Here is an 18,988-nt window from a genome sequence, read left to right as displayed (position 1 = left end):
CCTTGTTCACCTCGGGCAACGGACCGTCGAGGCGTTCGTCGTAAAGGATGTTCATCTCTGTCGTTCCAGAAATTCCCCGTACAGCCGCGCGGTATTTCCCGGCTGTTCGACCATCGGCATGTGCCCGACGTGATCCCACACATCCACTTCGAGATTGGCGATGCCTTTGCTCCACACCGGCACGCTGCTGACGTCGATCAGGCGATCCTTGCGCCCCCACAGCAACAGCGCCGGACATTTGATCTCGGCCAGTTTCGGCTCCATCGGCGGGCTGGCGCGGAAGTCGCGGAAGATTTCTTCGAGCTCGTCACGTTGTTGCTCATAGCGCTGGGCGACGGCGTCCAGCACCAGCTTCGGTACCCACGGCGGCGACTCCATGGTCATCGCGTAGAAGCGCTGAAATTCTTCGCGGGAGTTGATCAGGAACGGATTGTGCCCGCGCGCCAGATGGCGCTCCATGTCGCTCGGCTCCGGTGCGGTGACGCCGGCCGGGTCAATCAGCGCCAGCGATGCGATCCGCTCGGGATAGGTCGCCGCCAGCCACGCGGCGATGTAGCCGCCCATGGAGTTGCCGATGACGTGGACTTTCTCCACGCCGCAGACGTCGAGCAGTTGAATCATGCGTTTGGCCTGCACCGCAATGTCGTAACCGCCGCCAGCCTTGAAGCCAGTCTCACCGTGGCCGGCCAGATCCGGAATGATCACCCGATACTGACGGACGAAATGCCGGGCGCAGCGCAGCCAGAGGTTTTTATCGGCGCTGAAGCCGTGCAGCATCAGGATCGCGCTGGACGCCTCGTACGGCCCGCCTTGCCAGGTCGACACGGTCATCTCGGCGATCGGCACTTCGATCTTGTGCAATTTGTACAACCTGGCCTCGCTGGCCATGGCCAGGTCGTACAGCCAATGGCCAACCGCCGGATAACTCAACCAGCTCCAGGCCACGAAAACCGCGAGTGCGACAAACAGCAAAAGCATCGACGTCTTCCTTTTACGTGTTCAGGACAAAATATGGTCGGCCGGTTTCAGCGCCCGGGTCAGCAGGTAATAGCTGAAACTGAAGCCGGGAAACATCGCGATCACATGACCGCTCTTGCTCTGGTACCAACTGTGGCAACCACCGGACTTCCACACCGTGCGCTGCATTTCCCGGTGGATCATTGCAGTGTAGGTACGTTCTGCGTCACGGCGCACTTCGATGCTGCGCAGGCCTTTGGCCCGTACGGTGCGGATGCAGTCGAGGATGTAGTTCATCTGCGATTCGATGATGAACAGCGCCGAAGTGTGGCCAATGCCGGTGTTCGGCCCGGTGACGATAAACAGGTTGGGGAAATCCGGCAGGCTGGTGCCGAGGTAGGCGCGCGGGTATTCGGCCCAGACATCTCTAAGTTGCACCGCGTTCTTGCCGCTGACCGGGTAGGAAATTACCCCGTCGGTGGCGTCGTAACCGGTGGACCAGACGATCAGATCAACTTCGAGATGCTCGCCGTCCACGGTGTTGATCCCGCTTTCGTCGATCGAAGCGATGCCGTGCTCGCGACTGTGCAGCGTGACGTTGGCGCGGCTCAGCGCCGGGTAGTACGTGCTGGACACCAACACCCGTTTGCAGCCGATGGTGAAGTCCGGGGTGAGCTTCTCTCTCAGCAGCGGGTCTGGAACCTGGCGCTTGAGAAAGCGCAGCGCATGTTGTTGGACCAGGTGAATTGCCGGTCTTGAGTATTTGAAGGCGATCACCCGGGTTTCGAATTGCCAGTAGATCAGCCAGCGCAGCAGCTTGTACGCCGGCTTCAGGCCAAGCAGCCAGCGCTGGAAACGGCCGAATTTGCGATCGGCTCGCGGCAGCACCCAATGCGGCGTGCGTTGGAACACATGCAGATGTTCGACCTGGGGTGCAATCGCCGGGATCACTTGGGCTGCGCTGGCACCGCTGCCGACGATCGCCACGCGTTTACCGCGATAGTCGTAGCTGTGATCCCAATTATTTGTGTGAAAAGTCTTGCCTTGAAAGCGATCCATCCCGGGAAAGTTGGGAATGACCGGCTGACTCAACGGCCCGGAAGCATTGATCAGGAATTGGGTTCGGAAAGTACCTCTGGCGCGGGTGTGCACCAACCAATGCTTTTCCGCTTCGTCCCACTCGACGCGCTCGACATCGGCCCCCAGTTCCACGCGCTCGCGCAAACCGAACTGCTCGATCAGCTGTTCGGTGTAGTGACGCAGTTCCGCCTGTTCGGCGAACATCTGCGACCAGCGGTAGGGCGCGAATGACAGCGAATACAGCGGCGACGGCACGTCTACCGCTGCGCCGGGGTAGGTGTTCTGGCACCAGGTGCCGCCGAAGAAGTCGCGTCTTTCCAGGATGCGAAAATCGTCGATCCCGGCCTTGAGCAGGTTGACCGCCGCGCACTGGCCGCCGAAACCGCTGCCGATGATCAACACAGCGTAGGTATGCATGTGCCCCCTTTTTATAGTTGTTTTTCCATTTCCCCTCTTTCATTTATAGCCAACTCTGGGCCGCTCGTGCGGCGCTGATAGCGCTCTATTCAGGCCGCTGGCCGGTGATGGCTATTTAACCGTGCCCTGATAGACTCCGAACACATCCGTGTCGGGGTGTAACCATGCATCGCGCGGTCGAGGCCCTTATGGGAAATACGCGGGGAAAGGGACTTTCACTGGCCAGGAGGCTGTACAGGTCGCGGGTGTTCGGGCTGCTGCTCGGGCTGATGTGTGTCAGCGTGGCGATGCACGCGCTCGATCCGCCGCTGTGGGTGTGGGGCCTGATGCTGTTCAACGGCCTGGTCTGGCCGCATCTGGCCTTTCAATGGGCGCGCCGTGCGAGCGTGCCGTTTCGCGCCGAACACCGCAATTTGCTGATCGACGCGTTCATGGGCGGCTTCTGGGTCGCTGCCATGCAGTTCAATCCGCTGCCCAGCGCAACCACGATTTCGATGATGGCAATGAACAACGTCGCCATTGGCGGTGGGCGTTTTTTGCTCGCCGGGTCGGCGGCGCAGCTATTGGGCATCGGCGTGGGGCTGGTGGTGTTTGCGCCGGCGTTCATTCCGCCAACAACGCCGCTGCAGCTCTACGCCTGTTTGCCGTTGCTGTTGCTGTATCCGCTGGCGCTGGGCTGGATCTGCTTTCGTCAGGCCTCGACTCTCGGTCGGCACAAGCGCGAGCTGTTGGCGCTGAGTCGCACCGACAGCCTGACCGGCCTGCTCAATCACGGCGCATGGAAGGATCAACTGAACCTCGCGTTCCAGCGCTGCAAACGCCAGCAGCAGGGCGCGGCGATTGCGCTGATCGACATCGACCACTTCAAAGCGATCAATGACACCTATGGGCATGTCGCTGGCGATATCGTCCTGCGCCAGTTGAGCAAACTGCTCAAACAGAATCTGCGCGCCACGGACGTGGCCGGGCGCTATGGCGGGGATGAGTTCTGCGTGATCCTGCCGGAACTGCCGCTGTTCAACGCAGCTCAGGCGATGGAGGCCTTGCGCGAGCGTTTCGCCGTGATGGGCTATGAGCAGAACCCTGCGCTGAAGGTCAGTCTGAGCATTGGCCTGGCCGCCTACGACCCGAGCCATGCAGACGCCACGCGTTGGCTGGATGAGGCCGATCAGGCGTTGTACGAAGCCAAGGCGAGTGGGCGCAACCGGGTGATCTGCAACAGCGACAACAAACCGAGGCAGGCGCTGCTGGATTCGGTTTGACGAGTGATCGGAGATCCCATGTAGGAGCTGCCGAAGGCTGCGATCTTTTGGGACGCTCTGCGTCCCGGCCTGCAGTCCTTTGCTGCGCGTGGGAACGATCAAAATCAAAAGATCGCAGCCTTCGGCAGCTCCTACAGTTTGTTCGGTGTCAGTCGGGCAAGTGTCGCATCCGCTATAGAGCCTCGCGCCGATGTCGGTTACGGTTGAAGTCCCCCGACACGAAACAAGGACTGCTTCATGACGTTCTCATTTCCCCGCTCACTGCTGGCTGCCAGCCTCGGTCTGTCCCTCGCATTCTCGGCCGCAAACGCCGCCGAACCACATAAACAAGTGCTCGCCGATGCCGAGCAGTATCAGCCCGAAGCCCTGAAGTTACTGGAACGGCTGGTCAATATCGACTCCGGTTCCGGTTATGAACCGGGCCTGAAACAGGTCAGCGAGATCGCCATCGATGAGCTGAAAAAACTCGGCGCAACTATCGAACTGGTGCCGAACACCCCGGAAAAATCCAACCACGTGCTGGCCACGCTCAAAGGCACCGGCAAGGCGAAAATCCTGCTGATGGCGCACATGGACACGGTGTTCAAGGAAGGCTCCGCGGCCGAGCGGCCATTCCACATCAAGGACGGGCGTGCCTACGGGCCGGGGGTGATGGACGACAAGGGCGGCATCGTCGCCGGCATCTACGCGCTTAAAGTGCTGAAGAACCTCGACTTCAAAGACTACGCGCAGATCACTTTCCTGCTCGACGCCAGCGAAGAAACCGGCTCGGATGTCGCCACCGACCTGATCAAGAAAACCGCCAAACAGCACGACGTCACCCTCAACCTCGAACCGGGCCGTCCGGCCGATGGCCTGGTGGTGTGGCGCAAGGGCAGTGCGACGGCGCTGGTCGAAGTCAAAGGCAAAGCCGCCCACGCCGGGGTCGCGCCTGAATTGGGCCGGAACGCGGCGATGGAAGCGGCGCACCAGATTCTCCAGCTGGGCAAACTCGGCGATGAGGCGAAGAAAACCACCATCAACTTCACCGTGCTCAAGGCCGGCGATCGCACCAACGTGATTCCGGATCAGGCCACGGCCAAGGCGGATGTGCGTGCGGCAGTGCCGGAGGAATTTGATCGCATCGAGAAGGATCTGGCGCGGGTCTCGCAGGACAAGTTGATTGCCGATACCGAAGTGAAAACGTCCTTGCAGCGCGGTTTACCGCCGATGCCACAAACGGCCGAGTCGGATCGCCTGATGGCCATGGCCCAGGGAATTTACGGCGAGATTGGCCGCAAGCTGACCGAGGAGGGCAGTGGTGGCGCGGCGGATGCCAGTCTGTCCGCAGGCGTTGGCACGCCGACGCTGGATGGCTTCGGGATCGTCGGCGGCAATATTCACACGCCTGAGGAATACGCCGAAGTGGCGAGCGTGGCGCCGCGGATTTATCTGTTGTCGCGGATGATAATGGAGTTGGCGAAGCCGCGGTGATGGGGTTTGCGGTGTGACGAGGCCGGGCGGGGTGCCAGAGAAATCGGCCCCTCACCCTAACCCTCTCCCGGAGGGAGAGGGGACTGACCGCGTTGTTTGTGGTCCATGTGGCAACCGCCAGATCAAGTTGAATTCAAATTCGCATTCAACGCGATCTCTCACGTCGGCGTAGATCCAGAGCATCCCCCAATCAGTCCCCTAGCCCTCTGGGAGAGGGCTAGGGTGAGGGGCTTTTGTGGGAAGTGTGGAAGTCGAGGACGGCGTACAAAAAATACCGAAAAGTCCGACAGAAGCTCTCGTTGCGGCCGTCGGGCGCGGCTCTTATAGTCTCGGTTCGCAGATAACTCTGCGACGATCTTGGCCGGTCGAATACAGAACCTGACCTTTCTGGAGTGAACTCTATGACCGACCAAGTAATGTCGCACTACCTCCCCATCGACACCTACGACGCCGAATCGCCGGTGCTCTTCATCAATACTCACACTGAACTCAGCGACATGGCCGCCTGTGCGATGAACCGGTTTGTGGTCGTGCGTGATCTGGCCGACACCTTTGCCAGCCTTAACCTCAAGGGCATTTCCGATTGTGATCTGACGCGGGTGACCAGCGCGGTTCATCTGCTGATGCGCGAGGGCTGTGCGATTCTGAATGTGATTCAGGCGCGGGCGGCGCAGCGGGAAGAGGCTTACAAGACGCCGGTTTAGCGGTGTCGCGGCTGTCGCTTTCGCGAGCAGGCTCGCTCCCACAGGGGAGCGCATTTCAACTGTGGGAGCGAGCCTGCTCGCGAAGGGGCCGGTACAGCGTATGCATCACTCCTTGACGCTCATGTATTCCTTGGCCCAGAGAATGTATTCCTCCGGCTGGGTGTAGGTGTGGGTCAATTCGGTCGCGCTCAAATCGGCGGCCTGGGTGAAGATCTGCCGCTGTTCACGCAGGCTGTCGTAGGTGGCCTTGATCGCGGCGAAGTAGGCGCCGTGGCCGTCGATGGTCACACGCACGCCCAGTTCGGCGAGGCGTTTGTCGTCGCGCAGGGCCGGGTTGCCGTAGGTGACCAGCATCAGCGGCACGGTCAGGTGCTCGGCGATCTGTTCCAGTTGATCGAAGTCCTGCACGCCGACCATGCAGATACCGTCAGCGCCCGCCGCTTGATATTGGCGGGTGCGGCTGATGATTTCCTGGTTCGGCAGAATGCCGGCATTGGTGCGGGCGATGATGGCCATTTCCGTGTCGACCCGGGCTTCCAGCGCCGCGCGGATCTTGCCGACGCCTTCGGCCACGGTGATCAGGTCGGTGGATTTGCGCCCGAATTGCGCGGGCAGCAGGGTATCTTCGATGGTCAGTGCAGCGACGCCGGCGCGTTCCAGTTCGACGATGGTGCGCATCACGTTGAGGGCATTGCCGTAGCCGTGGTCGGCGTCTGCGATCACTGGCAATTGGGCGACGCGACCGATGCGCGTGGCCTGTTCGGCGAATTCGCTGAGGGTGATCAGGGCGAAGTCCGGTGCGCCGAGCACCTGTAGCGAAGCCACGGAACCGCCGAGGATACCTACTTCAAAACCCAGGTCAGCGGCGATGCGGGCGGACATCGGGTCGAACACCGAAGCCGTGTGGTAGCAGGTGTCGGAGGCCAGCAACTGACGGAAATTGCGGCGCAAATCTTGATGGGAAAGCCTGGTCATACGAGTTCCACCAATACATAAGGAATGGAAAGGCTTGAGCAAAGGTGTCAACGCCGAAGAATGAAAAGGCTATCACGCGAATGGGTCAAGAATCATGACGAATTTGCGCGGCAGGACTGGCGGCTGAAAGGTTTAATCTCCCGTGCCGGAAATATCAGGCCGCCACGGCATGTTGCTGTTGATGGGGCAGGAGCACCGCGCGCACCGAATTGCCCGGCTGCAATTGCAGGCGTTTGGCGGTGAGTCGGTCGACCACCAGGCTGTTGCCGACAAGTCGACCGTGGGCTGCGGTGATACGGCAGTTTTCAAGGCGGCGGTTGTGAATCAGCCACAGCGGTGCCTGCTCATCCGGGGTGCCGAGGCTCAGGGTCAGTTCGAGGCTGTCGCGTACCGTGCGGATGCTGCGGATCGGCGCTTCGATGACCGGGCCACCGTCGAAAATGTCGATGTAGCCTCTGTGCGCAAAACCTTCAGCCTGAAGGATTTTCAACGCCGGTTGGGTGTTTGGATGCGTCTGGCCGATCGCCGCCTGCGCCTGTTCGGTGAGCAGGCAGGTGTACAGCGGCTGACGTGGCATCAGTTCGGCGATAAAGGCTTTGTTGCCCAGGCCGGACAAGTGATCGGCGTGGGTGAAATCCATCTGGAAAAAGTGCCGGCCGAGGCTGTCCCAAAATGGCGAGCAACCGTTTTCATCGGCACTGCCGCGCAGTTCGGCGATCATCTTCTCGCCAAACAGGTGCGGAAATTCGGCGACGAACAGCAGACGACCCAGCGACAGCAAGCGGCCATTGCTGCCGCTGCGCTGGTCATGGCGCAGGAACAGCGAGCACAGCTCCGATTGGCCGGTCAGTTCGTTGTTGAGGAACAACGTCGGAATCTGTCGTTGAATGCCCAGGTCCGGTGCCGAACTGACAGTCACCCCGAGCCGGTAGTTGTACCAGGGCTCGCGCAAGCCAACGGCGCCGGCCATCGCGCTGACACCGACCACGCGCTGCTCATCATCCTCGAGTACGAACAGGTAATCGGCATCGGCGCGTTCCACCTGTTCGGCGAATGCGCGCTGTGCCCAACGCACTCGATGTGCGAGGCGGTCCTCGTTGGCAGGAAGGGTGGTGAAACCTGGCCCTGCCTGTTCGACGAGGGTCATCAACGCAGGCAGATCACTGACTTTTACCGGACGGACAATCATGCTCCAACTCCTTTGGCGTACCGATTCAGGCGCGGATGGCTAACGCGGCTCACAGAGCGACCAACCGTATCGAGCTGCCATCGCTGACCTTCAGCGCCGCACAGATGGCGGGTGTCAGGGGTAGCGGCTGACCGGGGTGATAGTCGAGTTCGGTGACCATCGCGCGGTAGTCATGCAGGGCGTCGTTGCTCAGCAGGTAACGGCCACGGGCGTCGGTCGATGCTTGTTGGCGTACGCTGGCGGTCTGGCTGTCAGCGATCGAGCGAATGTTCGCGGTACGCGCATACAGCGTCGGTCCGGCGTCGAACAGGTCGATGTAGCTGTTGGTTTCGAAGCCTTCCCGCTCAAGGATGTCGAACGCTTCCTGGCCGTCCGGGTGCACGCGCCCGATACAATCCTGCGCCGCTTGCGGCAGCATCGGCACGTAGATCGGGTATTGCGGCATCAGTTCGGCAAGGAACGTGCGGCTCTGTAACCCGCACAGACGCTCGGCTTCCGCGTAGGGGAGGTCGAAGAAGTGCTTGCCCAGCGCATCCCAGAACGGCGAGTGACCATGCTCGTCGCTGTAGCCGACGATCTCGGTAATCACCGCCTCGGAGAACCGCTGTGCATGCGCAGCAATAAACAGCAGGCGCGCTCGCGACAATAGTTCGGAAAACGGCGTGCGCACCAGCGCGGAGTCAATGTGGAATCCGCGCAGCAAGGTATGCCCGCTAAGGTCATGGCACAACGACAACGCCGGCACGCCGTGCTCGATGTTCAACTCCCGCGAAGCGCTGGTGAAATGGCGGTTGCGCAGGCTGTAGAACGGCTCCTTGAAGCCGGCGGTGGCAAGGATTTCCGAGCAGCCGACCAATTGCCGGCGTTCGAGATCTTCGAGCACGAAGAAATAGTTCTCCGGCCCCTGCGCTGCGGCGGCGCTATCGAAGGACGCGCACGACGCGGCGATTTTTTCGCGCAGGTGCTCGCTGTCATCCGGCAGCGAGGTCACGCCGATCAGGCTCTCGCGAGCCAGGCGCTGTAGCTGGGGCAGATCATTCTGCTCGACTGGGCGTAAGACCAGCATGGATGTACTCCTGTATCAAAAGGTTCGGCCCGTTCGCCGAACCTGACTATCACTGTCGGTTTCCACGCGTTGAATCGGCGGTCGCCTGATTTGTTGTCAGACGCCGCTCTTTTTCTTGTCAGCCTTTGCTCGGGTCTGGCAGCGCTGTGCTGGCGCCGAGCTTGTTGAGGAAGAACAGGTACACCAGGCCCAGGGCAATCCAGATCAGGCCGAGTTTCTGTGCATCGACGCCCATGTTGTACATGATGGCGGCGACGATGATGAAGCCGATCACCGGGCAGAGCAGATGGCGCACAACCTGTCCCGACTTCTGCCGACGCCAGTAGTGGTTGATCACCGTCAGGTGCAGCAGCATGAAACCGCTGAGGGCGCCGAAGTTGATCAGCGAGGTGAGGATGTCGACCGCGTCGATGAACAGGTAGCAGATCAGCAGCGACAACACCGCCACCAGATAAATGCTCAGGTACGGCGTGTTGTGTTTCGGGTGGACCTTGGCCAACACTTTGGGCAGTTTGCCGTCGCGGGCCATGCCGAACAGCAGACGCGAGACGGCGGCCTGCGAGGTGATCGCCACCGCGACGCCCCAGGCCAGCGCCGTGGCGACGGCGGTCAGGGTCGCCAGCCAGCTGCCGGCGGCGATTTCGGCAATTTCATAAAACGCGGTGTCGGCGGATTTGAAGCCCATGCCCGCTGCCAGATCGGTGGCAATCCACGTTTGTACGACGAAAATCGTGCCCATCACCGCCAGAGTGATCAGCGCTGCCTTGCCGACACTGCGGCCCGGATCTTCCTTGATTTCTTCGGCGAGGGTGGAGATCGCGTCGAAGCCGAGGAACGACAGCACGGCGATCGACACGGCTTGCATTAGCAGGGCGAAGTTGAACGTTTCCGGGTGATACAGCGGCGCCAGCGTCAGCTCACCGTTACCGCCACCGTTGTGCAACGCGTTCCAGGCATAGAACAGGAAGATGCCCAGCACCACCAGTTGTGCCAGCAGGAACAGCATGTTCATCCGCGCGGTGAAGGTGATGCCGCGCAGGTTGACGAACGTCGCGCTGACCAGAAACGCCAGGATGAAGCCGACCTTGGGAATGTCCGGGTACAAATGATTGAGCGCCATCGCCGAATACAGGTACAGCAGCGGCGGAATCAGCAGATAGTCGAGCAGCATCAGCCAGCCAGCGATGAAACCGACATGTTGATTGAGGCCGCGCTGGGCGTAGGAATATACGGAGCCGGCAACCGGAAAGGCCTTGGCCATGCTGCCGTAACTCAGCGCGGTGAACAGCATCGCCACCATGCCGATGATGTACGCCAGCGGCACCATCCCCGGTGCTTCGGCGTTGACGTAGCCATACACCCCGAACGGGGCGATGGGGATCATGAAGATCATCCCGTACACCACCAGATCGGTGAGCGTCAGGCTACGTTTCAACTCTTGCTTGTAGCCGAATTCTTCAATTTCCATGAAGCGCAACTCCTTGTCAGCCATCGGTCGGTTTATGTTTTATCGGTCCATCGTTTACAGCAAAGGTGCGAGGTAACCTGCCCAGCGCGAAACCGCTTCGGGGCTGCGCAGCAGATCATTGCGCACCTCGATCAGCACCGCCTCAAGGCCCCTGGCATCACCGTGCACGGGCACGGTCATATCGCCCAGCGGGTCAATTTTGTACGGCTGGTTGCCCGCGACTTTCAGTGGATGCGCTTGGAGGCCGTCAAGCAGGCGCTCGGCATAGTCTCTGGCCTGGCCGAACAGCACGCCGACTTCAAGCGGTCGCGGCTGGCCGTAATACACCGGGGTAAAACTGTGAATGCCGACCACACGCACCGCTTGGCCTCGGGCGATGCGCTCGTCGATCAAAGTCTGCAAGCGCGCATGAAACGGTTTGAACAGGGTCTGCCGGCGATACTCGCGGGCCGCTTCGTCGAGCTCGCGATTGCCGGGGATCTGGTAGATCTCGCTTTGCAGTGGAATGCTGTCCGGGGCATGTCGCGGGCGGTTGAGGTCGATCAGCAGCCGTGAGTAATTGGCGCTGAGCAACGTGGCGCCGAGCTGTTCCGATAACTGTTCGGCCAGTTGCAGCGCGCCGATGTCCCAAGCGATATGTTCGCGTGCGGCCGCCTCGTCCAGGCCCAGATTGTTCAGGGCTTCGGGAATGTAGCGACTGGCGTGTTCGCACACGAGGATCAACGGGTTCGTCGAGTCCTCGCGGCTCAGGTTGTAGACCGGGCGGGTGTACAACCCAAGCTCGGCGGATTCAGTACAGGCGTGCATAGTGCTCACACAGGTCAGCGGGCGAGAGCTGTTCCGTCAGCGCCAGTTCCTCGGTTTTCAGGGCGTAATAAGTGTCGAGCAACGGCTTGGGCAGCCATTCGTTGAAGGCTGCACTGTCGCGCAGGCAATCCAGCGCCTGCGCCAGCGAGGCGGGCAGGGCGACGATGCCCCGGGCCTTGCGTTGCTCGTCGTTGAGTGAATCGGGAATTTCATCGGTAACCGCGTTCAGCGCCAGACGCTGTTCGATGCCCAGCCGCCCGGCAATCAGTAGCGCAGCCATGGCAAGATGCGGCGAGGCGGTAGCGTCCATGGCGCGGAATTCCAGGTTGAACTGCTGCGCGGCGGACTTGCCGCCCAAGGTCACGGTCGGGCAGATGCGCAGCGCCGCTTCACGGTTCTGCTGCCCCAGACACGCATACGACGCGCTCCAGTGGTGCGGCTGCAAACGCTGGTACGACAGCGGCGTCGGCGCGGTGAACGCGCACAGCGCCGGTAGAAAATGCAGGACTCCGGCAGCCCAGTGCTGACCGATGCTCGATAGGCCGTTGCTGGTGCCGGCGTCGTAGAGCATCGGCTGACCGGCCACATCGAGCAGGCTGACGTGCAGATGGACACCGTTGCACACCGCTTCGGCGGCAGTCTTCGGCGCAAAACTCAGATCCAGGCCCATCTGCCGGGCGATTTCCCGAGTGATTTCCCGCACGTTGACCGCGCGATCCGCCGCCGCCACGCCAAGGGTCGGGCGGCAGGTGATTTCGTATTGGTGCTTGCCGTATTCCGGCAGGAACATTTCCGGCTCGACCCCGCCATCGCGCAGGGCGCTGAGCAGCCAGCCGCCGAATTCGGCGCCTTGGCGCTGCGCTTCGAGAGAGAACGCCGCGTGTTCGGCAATGCCTGCGTGCAGGTTGAATTCATGTTCGAAGGCGGCGTTGACCTGTAACCCCAGCTCATCGTGATAGCGCTCGATTTCATCGCGCAGCAATGTGCGTGGGCAGGCGCCCCATGCCTGGCCGTCGGTCTCACGAATGTCGGCGTGAATGAAATCCAGCACCGGTGCATTGGCGTCCGGGCCGCTGCCGACAGTGACGCGGCTGCTCAGATCGGGAATCAGCCGCAGGTCGCCGTACGCGCCCCACGGATTGCTCGAGGCGATGATGTCCTGCGGCGTCAACGCGCTGTTGGCCGGTACCCAACCGCAACCCGCCGCCTGGTAATGCTCCAGCTCATCGCTGGGAAACGAGCGGCCACGGGTGATGCCGATCAGGTCGGTTGTCACCAGCGTGGTCATCGGTAAAGGCGTCAGGCGCGGGCTCATGGCTGCATCTCCTGCAAACGGCCGAGCACAGTGTCCGTGTCGGTGATCCAGCAATAACCCTTGATCGCGTTGAGACAGGCGTGGTGGCGTTCAGCTGTGTAAGTGGCGCAGGCGTCCTCCACCAGCGTGACCAGATAGCCACGGTCGGCGGCATCGCGCACAGCCATGTCCACGCATTGGTCGGTGACAATGCCGGCGATGATCAGATGACGGGTCTGCAGATTGCGCAGCACGTAATCAATGTTGGTTGAATTGAACACCCCGGAGGAGGTCTTCGGCAGCACGATTTCGTTTTCGGTCGGGGTCAGTTCAGCGATGACCTGAGCCTGCATGCTGCCCTTGGGCAGGTGCATGTCAGACAGTTTGTGATCGAGCGAGCGGTCGCGACCGTCGGCAGTCAGGCTTTCGATAATCGTGTGCAGCACGTTCTGCTGCGCCTGACGAAAGGCGCCAAGCAGACGCTGTTGGTTGGGCACCACCTGCTTGCGCGTGCGCTGGAGAAAATACTCGGCATCCGGCTCGCTCAGGTGCGGGTCGAATTGCGGTTCGAGCCAGGCGCGCTGCATGTCCACCAGCAGCAAAGCGGTGTGGTCGGTCGCAAACGGCAGGTCCCGAGGCGAGCGGTGGGGAAGGCTGAACATCCTTATTTGTCCTCCAGCAGGTGAGTCGCAAAGTCGTTGCGCAGGGCATCGATGCCTTCCAGGCGATCAGCCGGGTCCGGCACGCGCAAGGTCAGGCAGGCAATCAACGCCTCGACCTGCGCCAGCGCCGGCACCATGGTGTCGAACGGCGACGCCGATTCCACCGGCGCGCTGATGATCAGGTCGGCCAGTTCGCGCAGCGGCGAGGCGTAGACATCGGTGAACAACACCACTCGCGCGTTGTTGTTTTTCGCCGCCTGCGCAACGCGCAAAGCTTGGGTCTGATAGCGCCGGTAGTCGAACACCAGCACCACGTCCTGACGTTGCAGATCGTATAAACGGTCGGGCAGCAGGGCGTTGTCTTCCAGGGCGAAGCAGCCGGGGCGCAGCAGACGCAGGTGGTTGAGCAGGTAATTGGCCAGCAGAATGCTGAAGCGGCCACCGAAACAGTAGACCTGATGGCGGCTGTCGAGCAGCCATTCCACGAGGATGCGCACGTCCTCAGGCTGGGTCAGGGCTTGGGTGTCGACCAGCAAACGCTGGCTGTCCGCCAGGTAATGCGCCCAGGCATCGTCCTTGTTCTGCTGCGAGCGCGGCTGCAACAAGGTGCGCGGTGAACGCAGGCGATGATCCATGTCGCTGAGCAGGGCTTCCTGGAATTCGGCATAACCGCCGAAACCGAGCTTTTTCACCAAGCGCACGATAGTCGGATCGCTGACACCGGCATGTTCGGCCAGCCGCGCCATAGGCCCGAGACCATTGCGCGGGTACTGGTCGAGCAGGGCGCGAACGACTTTGCGCTCTGACGGCGTCAGGTCCAGGCCGGGCTCGGTGATCAGGTCTCTGAGAGGGGGCATCCGGGCTCCTGCTGGATGGGGTGTCGAATTCGTTTCACAATCCGTTAAACGAGTATTTATGTAATGGGTGTTACATGTCTAGCGAATTTTTGTACAGGTTTTTCGAGCACCAAAAGTGTGCAGGATGCCCGTGTAGCAAGGCTTACGTGGAAGTTGCAACGCTCTGTAGTCCTTTGCCCTCGCTGGTGTCAGACATCGCCCAATGAGCGCGTTCAGCCAGCGGCCGGGCTACGCTGAGGACCACGGTTTTACGGCACAATGCGCCGCAGCCCGGCTAGTGGCCGTTGCTTTCATATAATTCGAGCGAGTACCTGCTTGTGCCAAGTAGCCGTTTGACACTGATTTGCCATGCGCGAACCGTCGCACAGAAACTGGCGCGTTTTCCTACGGACGAGCCTGTTGAAAATCTGGCTGTTCGGTCCGACGCGTTCAGGGCCCGATTGGCCGTAACACGGCTGATTTGCGCCCCGGAATTGAGAACTCAGCAAACGGCGGCATGGTTTGGTGCCGATGCAGAGATTGATCAAGCCCTGCGCGATTGCGACTGGGGACGCTGGCACGGCCAGTCGATCAAGGATCTGCAAGCCAACGAAAACCAGGCTTTGCAAGCCTGGCTGGCCGATCCTGAAGCGGCACCCCATGGCGGCGAATCAGTCAGGCAACTGACGCAGCGGGTGACAAAGTGGCTGGACACAATCGCTGCAACGCCTGGGCATGTGGTGGCAATCACCCATCCGTTCGTCATGCGCGCAGCGCTGATGCAGGTGCTGCAGGGCGCGGCGTTCCACGCAATCGACATCGAACCGCTGGCGATGATCGACTTGCGCTTCAATGGCATCTGGCGACTACGCTTGCCGGGCATGGCCCTTGACGAGGAATTCTGATGAAACAGTTGCTGGTCATCGGCATTGGCGCCGGCAATCCGGACTACATCACCATGCAAGCGGTGAAAGCGCTGAATCGGGTCGATGTGTTCTTTCTGCTGGATAAAGGCCAGAGCAAGCAGACACTGATCGACCTGCGCCGGGAGATCTGCGAGCGCTACATCACCGACCACGCTTATCGCTTTGTCGAAGCCAGCAGTCCGGAGCGCGAGCGCGGCGATGTCGACTACACGGCGAGCGTCGATGCACTGAACCGCGCCAAGCAGCAGACCTTCGAACGGCTGATCAATGAAGAATTGTCCGACGGCCAATGCGGCGGATTTCTGATCTGGGGCGATCCGGCGTTATACGACAGCACATTGCGGATTCTTCAGGCGATTCAGGCATCAGGCCCCTGTCAGTTTGAATACGAAGTGATACCGGGGATCACCAGCGTTCAGGCCCTGGCTGCGCAGCACAAAATACCTCTGAACACGATTGGTCGCTCAGTAGAAATCACCACAGGCCGGCGATTGGCGGCGGGGCAGGTGAGTGAATCGGACAGTCTGGTGGTGATGCTCGATGCCGAGGATTCGTACCAGCGGGTGGCGGATCGGCAGACCGAGATTTTCTGGGGCGCTTACCTGGGCACGTCGGATGAGATTCTGCTCAGCGGTCGGCTGGCGGATGTCGCCGATGAGATCGAACGGGTGCGCAAAGCGGCGCGGGCGGAGCATGGGTGGATCATGGATACCTATCTGTTACGCAAGCCTTGAGTGGTTGCGCCTGAACACGCGCTTTCGCGAGCAGGCTCGCTCCCACAAGGAAATGCGTTGCAGAATGTGGGAGCAAGCCTGCTCGCGAAGGGGCCAGAACATTCACTACAGACTCTGAACATGCAAAAAGAAACTCGATGCAACGCAGTCACCAGTTCCCCTCACCCCAGCCCTCTCCCGGGGGGAGAGGGAGCCGACCGAGGTGTCTTGCGTCAGACATCGACCTGGATGACCGAGTCGATTATGGATTCAACTCTGCTCGTTCAAGCCGACATCACTCCTGCGCATTCCCCGATCAGTTCCCTCTCCCTCTGGGAGAGGGCTAGGGTGAGGGGCTTTTGAGCAGGCTAACGCGGATGTCGTGGTTAAACGCGTTCCAGCGCCAGCGCGACACCCTGACCGCCACCGATGCATAAGGTCGCCAGACCTTTTTTCGCATCGCGTTTGAGCATTTCATGCAGCAGCGTCACCAGCACGCGGCAGCCCGATGCGCCGATCGGGTGGCCGAGGGCAATGGCGCCGCCGTTGACGTTGACCTTGTCCAGATCCCATTGCAGGTCCTTGGCCACGGCCAGCGATTGCGCAGCGAACGCTTCGTTGGCTTCAATCAGGTCGAGCTGGTCGATGTTCCAGCCGGCCTTGTCCAGGCAGCGGCGGGTCGCCGATACCGGGCCGATGCCCATGATCGCCGGGTCGACGCCAGCGTTGGCATACGCAGCAATTTTCGCCAGAACCGGCAGGCCCAGCGATATGGCTTTCTCGGCACTCATCAGAATCACAGCAGCGGCACCGTCGTTCAGCGACGAGGCGTTGCCAGCGGTGACGCTGCCGTCCTTTTTGAACGCCGGACGCAGTTTCGCCAGGGATTCTGCGCTGGTATCGCCGCGTGGCTGCTCGTCGACCTTGAACGCCACCGGATCGCCTTTGCGCTGCTGGATCAGGATCGGCGTGATTTCATCAACGAAGCGCCCGGCCTCGATCGCAGCGGCAGCTTTCTGCTGGGAAGCGGCAGCAAACGCGTCCTGCTGTTCGCGGCTGATCTCATACTTTTCGACCAGATTCTCGGCAGTGATGCCCATGTGGTAATCGTTGAACGCATCCCACAGGCCATCGCTGATCATGGTGTCGACGATTTGCGCGTGGCCCATGCGCAGACCGGTGCGCGCGCCCGGCATGATGTAGTTGGACAGGCTCATGTTTTCCTGACCGCCGGCGATGATCACCTCGGCGTCGCCGCAACGGATCGCTTGCGCGCCCAGGTGCAGAGCCTTGAGGCCCGAACCGCAAACCTTGTTCAGGGTCATGGCCGGTACGGCGTGTGGCAGGCCAGCCTTGATTGCGGCCTGACGTGCCGGGTTCTGCCCGGCGCCAGCGGTGAGCACCTGGCCCATGATCACTTCATCGACCTGCGCCCCGTCCAGACCGGTCTGCTCGAGCAACTGGCGGATCACCGCCGCGCCCAGATCTACTGCGGACACATTGGCCAGGGAGCCCTGAAAACTGCCGATCGCGGTACGCGTGGCGGCAACAATGACGACGTCTTGCATGTGCGAATTCCTCACTGGGCAGCGAACTGCATTTCCGGTACGTGATCCGGGACGATCAGTTTACCAGCGGTTTTGGCGACGATTTCCTCAACGCTGACGCCAGGTGCGCGTTCCTTGAGGACAAAAGCGCCATTTTCGATTTCCAGATAGGCGAGGTCGGTCAGCACGCGCTTGATGCAGCCGGCACCGGTCAGCGGCAGGCTGCATTTGGCCAGCAGCTTGGACTCACCGTCCTTGGACGCGTGGGTCATGATGACAATGATGTTGTCGGCGCCGGCCACCAGATCCATCGCGCCGCCCATGCCCTTGACCAGTTTGCCGGGGATCATCCACGAAGCGATGTTGCCTTCAACATCCACTTCAAAGGCGCCAAGGACGGTCAGGTCGACATGGCCGCCACGGATCATCGCGAAGGATTCGGCGGAGTTGAAAATCGACGCGCCGATCCGCGCCGTCACCGTTTGTTTGCCGGCGTTGATCATGTCGGCATCAATGGTTTCTTCGGTCGGGAACGGGCCCATGCCGAGCAGGCCGTTTTCCGATTGCAGCATGACTTCCATGCCTTCGGGGATGTAGTTGGCGACCAGGGTCGGAATGCCGATGCCGAGGTTGACGTAGTAGCCGTCCTGCATTTCGCGGGCGACGCGTTGAGCCATTTGTTCGCGGGTAAGTGCCATGTTGTTGTTCTCCGTAGGCCTGAATTATTTGCGGATGGTGCGCTGTTCGATGCGTTTTTCGAACGTGCCGCAAATGACCCGGTCGACGTAGATACCCGGGGTGTGGATCTGCGTCGGGTCGAGTTCGCCGGGCTCGACGATTTCCTCGACTTCGACCACGGTGATCTTGCCCGCGGTCGCGGCCAGCGGGTTGAAATTCTGCGCGGTGTGACGGTAAACGACGTTACCGAAATGGTCGGCCTTCCAGCCTTTGACGATGGCGAAATCGCCGGTGATGGACTCTTCCATCAGGTATTTGCGGCCCTTGAACTCACGCACTTCCTTGCCTTCAGCAACCGGGGTGCCAACGCCAGTGGCGGTGAAGAACGCCGGAATGCCGGCGCCGCCCGCGCGCATTTTTTCGGCGAGGGTGCCTTGCGGGGTAAGGATGACTTCGATCTCGCCCTTGAGCAGTTGCTCTTCAAACAACTTGTTCTCGCCGACGTAGGAAGCTATGACTTTGCTGATCTGGCGGTCGGTGAGCAGCACGCCAAGGCCGAAACCATCAACGCCGCAGTTGTTGGAAACCACGGTGAGGTCACGGGTGCCCTTGCGCTTGATCTCGGCGATCAGGTTTTCTGGGATGCCGCACAGGCCAAAGCCGCCGGCGATGACGGTCATGCCGTCTTCCAGCCCGGCCATCGCTTCCTCGTAGGAATACACACGCTTGTCGAAACCTGCCATAGGCACCTCTTTTATTATTTGCGGGCGGCTGGCTAGCCGAATGACTGGAGTGTCTCTCTGTGGAATATATTTGTTAAGTTGATTTTTGCGGTTGATTGATTGATAAATCTCACTAATACGCGTTCGGCGATGATCGTTCCCACGCAGGAGCGTGGGAACGATCAGGGCCATCGCATCACGGCTTGCAGCTT

The 18,988-nt window shown here is 60.8% G+C and carries 18 protein-coding genes; 5 read left to right on the top strand and 13 right to left on the bottom strand.

What is annotated here, in order from left to right; genetic code table 11:
- Nucleotides 1–51 precede the first annotated feature (51 nt).
- Together D6877_RS18000 and D6877_RS17995 are read right to left on the bottom strand one after the other, a co-directional pair.
- Nucleotides 52–978 carry an alpha/beta fold hydrolase gene (locus D6877_RS18000; protein WP_056784590.1) on the bottom strand — a complete coding sequence of 309 codons (927 nt, stop codon included), beginning with the start codon at nucleotides 976–978 and terminating at the stop codon, nucleotides 52–54.
- A 21-nt stretch (nucleotides 979–999) separates the two neighbouring features.
- Complete coding sequence (locus tag D6877_RS17995) at nucleotides 1,000–2,454, bottom strand: NAD(P)/FAD-dependent oxidoreductase (RefSeq protein WP_130911645.1); 1,455 nt, start codon at nucleotides 2,452–2,454, stop codon at nucleotides 1,000–1,002.
- A 188-nt stretch (nucleotides 2,455–2,642) separates the two neighbouring features.
- On the opposite strand from D6877_RS17995, the gene D6877_RS17990 reads away from it, so the two are divergent.
- The 3 genes from D6877_RS17990 to D6877_RS17980 all read left to right on the top strand — a co-directional run bounded on the left by D6877_RS17990 (nucleotide 2,643) and on the right by D6877_RS17980 (nucleotide 5,893).
- Nucleotides 2,643–3,716: a diguanylate cyclase gene (locus D6877_RS17990; RefSeq protein WP_130911644.1), complete on the top strand. Its 1,074-nt coding sequence runs from the start codon at nucleotides 2,643–2,645 to the stop codon at nucleotides 3,714–3,716.
- Nucleotides 3,717–3,953: 237 nt separating this feature from the next.
- Nucleotides 3,954–5,189, top strand: coding sequence for a M20/M25/M40 family metallo-hydrolase (locus D6877_RS17985; protein ID WP_130911643.1), 1,236 nt, complete (start codon nucleotides 3,954–3,956; stop codon nucleotides 5,187–5,189).
- A 401-nt stretch (nucleotides 5,190–5,590) separates the two neighbouring features.
- Nucleotides 5,591–5,893 carry a hypothetical protein gene (locus D6877_RS17980; RefSeq protein WP_130911642.1) on the top strand — a complete coding sequence of 101 codons (303 nt, stop codon included), beginning with the start codon at nucleotides 5,591–5,593 and terminating at the stop codon, nucleotides 5,891–5,893.
- Between the two features lie 105 nt (nucleotides 5,894–5,998).
- On the opposite strand, the gene D6877_RS17975 is transcribed toward D6877_RS17980, so the two are convergent.
- The 8 genes from D6877_RS17975 to D6877_RS17940 all read right to left on the bottom strand — a co-directional run bounded on the left by D6877_RS17975 (nucleotide 5,999) and on the right by D6877_RS17940 (nucleotide 14,211).
- Nucleotides 5,999–6,868, bottom strand: coding sequence for an oxaloacetate decarboxylase (locus D6877_RS17975; protein ID WP_024012471.1), 870 nt, complete (start codon nucleotides 6,866–6,868; stop codon nucleotides 5,999–6,001).
- Nucleotides 6,869–7,022: 154 nt separating this feature from the next.
- Nucleotides 7,023–8,057, bottom strand: a complete 1,035-nt coding sequence (gene astA / locus D6877_RS17970) for an arginine N-succinyltransferase (RefSeq protein ID WP_130911641.1) — start codon at nucleotides 8,055–8,057, stop codon at nucleotides 7,023–7,025.
- Nucleotides 8,058–8,106: 49 nt separating this feature from the next.
- Complete coding sequence (locus D6877_RS17965; RefSeq protein ID WP_130911640.1) at nucleotides 8,107–9,123, bottom strand: arginine N-succinyltransferase; 1,017 nt, start codon at nucleotides 9,121–9,123, stop codon at nucleotides 8,107–8,109.
- A gap of 118 nt (nucleotides 9,124–9,241) precedes the next feature.
- Nucleotides 9,242–10,591: an APC family permease gene (locus D6877_RS17960; RefSeq protein ID WP_130911639.1), complete on the bottom strand. Its 1,350-nt coding sequence runs from the start codon at nucleotides 10,589–10,591 to the stop codon at nucleotides 9,242–9,244.
- A gap of 54 nt (nucleotides 10,592–10,645) precedes the next feature.
- Nucleotides 10,646–11,398 (bottom strand): N-formylglutamate amidohydrolase, encoded by a 753-nt coding sequence (locus D6877_RS17955; RefSeq protein ID WP_130911638.1) that lies wholly within the window; start codon nucleotides 11,396–11,398, stop codon nucleotides 10,646–10,648.
- Nucleotides 11,382–12,713, bottom strand: a complete 1,332-nt coding sequence (locus D6877_RS17950) for a glutamine synthetase (protein ID WP_130911637.1) — start codon at nucleotides 12,711–12,713, stop codon at nucleotides 11,382–11,384. Before D6877_RS17950 ends, D6877_RS17955 begins: the two co-directional genes overlap by 17 nt.
- Nucleotides 12,710–13,354, bottom strand: a complete 645-nt coding sequence (locus D6877_RS17945) for an isochorismatase family cysteine hydrolase (protein WP_130911636.1) — start codon at nucleotides 13,352–13,354, stop codon at nucleotides 12,710–12,712. The genes D6877_RS17950 and D6877_RS17945 overlap by 4 nt, the downstream gene beginning before the upstream one ends.
- A gap of 2 nt (nucleotides 13,355–13,356) precedes the next feature.
- A complete protein-coding gene (locus D6877_RS17940) occupies nucleotides 13,357–14,211 on the bottom strand; it encodes a MurR/RpiR family transcriptional regulator (RefSeq protein ID WP_130911635.1) in 855 nt (284 codons plus the stop codon).
- A gap of 317 nt (nucleotides 14,212–14,528) precedes the next feature.
- On the opposite strand from D6877_RS17940, the gene D6877_RS17935 reads away from it, so the two are divergent.
- Nucleotides 14,529–15,095, top strand: coding sequence for a histidine phosphatase family protein (locus D6877_RS17935; RefSeq protein ID WP_130911634.1), 567 nt, complete (start codon nucleotides 14,529–14,531; stop codon nucleotides 15,093–15,095).
- The gene (gene cobF / locus D6877_RS17930) at nucleotides 15,095–15,850 is read left to right on the top strand and encodes a precorrin-6A synthase (deacetylating) (protein WP_130911633.1); all 756 of its coding nucleotides are present in this window, start codon (nucleotides 15,095–15,097) and stop codon (nucleotides 15,848–15,850) included. The genes D6877_RS17935 and cobF overlap by 1 nt, the downstream gene beginning before the upstream one ends.
- Nucleotides 15,851–16,215: 365 nt before the next feature.
- On the opposite strand, the gene D6877_RS17925 is transcribed toward cobF, so the two are convergent.
- Genes D6877_RS17925 through D6877_RS17915 form a run of 3 tightly spaced genes read right to left on the bottom strand, consistent with a single transcriptional unit; the run spans nucleotide 16,216 to nucleotide 18,797 of the window.
- Nucleotides 16,216–17,397 (bottom strand): acetyl-CoA C-acetyltransferase, encoded by a 1,182-nt coding sequence (locus tag D6877_RS17925; RefSeq protein WP_130911632.1) that lies wholly within the window; start codon nucleotides 17,395–17,397, stop codon nucleotides 16,216–16,218.
- Between the two features lie 11 nt (nucleotides 17,398–17,408).
- Nucleotides 17,409–18,074, bottom strand: coding sequence for a CoA transferase subunit B (locus tag D6877_RS17920; RefSeq protein WP_016774134.1), 666 nt, complete (start codon nucleotides 18,072–18,074; stop codon nucleotides 17,409–17,411).
- A gap of 24 nt (nucleotides 18,075–18,098) precedes the next feature.
- Nucleotides 18,099–18,797, bottom strand: coding sequence for a CoA transferase subunit A (locus D6877_RS17915; protein WP_016774135.1), 699 nt, complete (start codon nucleotides 18,795–18,797; stop codon nucleotides 18,099–18,101).
- Nucleotides 18,798–18,988 lie beyond the last annotated feature (191 nt).

This window comes from Pseudomonas sp. Sample_9 (genome assembly GCF_004307535.1).
In the GTDB taxonomy this organism is placed as follows: Bacteria; Pseudomonadota; Gammaproteobacteria; order Pseudomonadales; family Pseudomonadaceae; genus Aquipseudomonas; species Aquipseudomonas mercuritolerans.
This window is presented reverse-complemented; position numbering and strand designations above follow the sequence as displayed.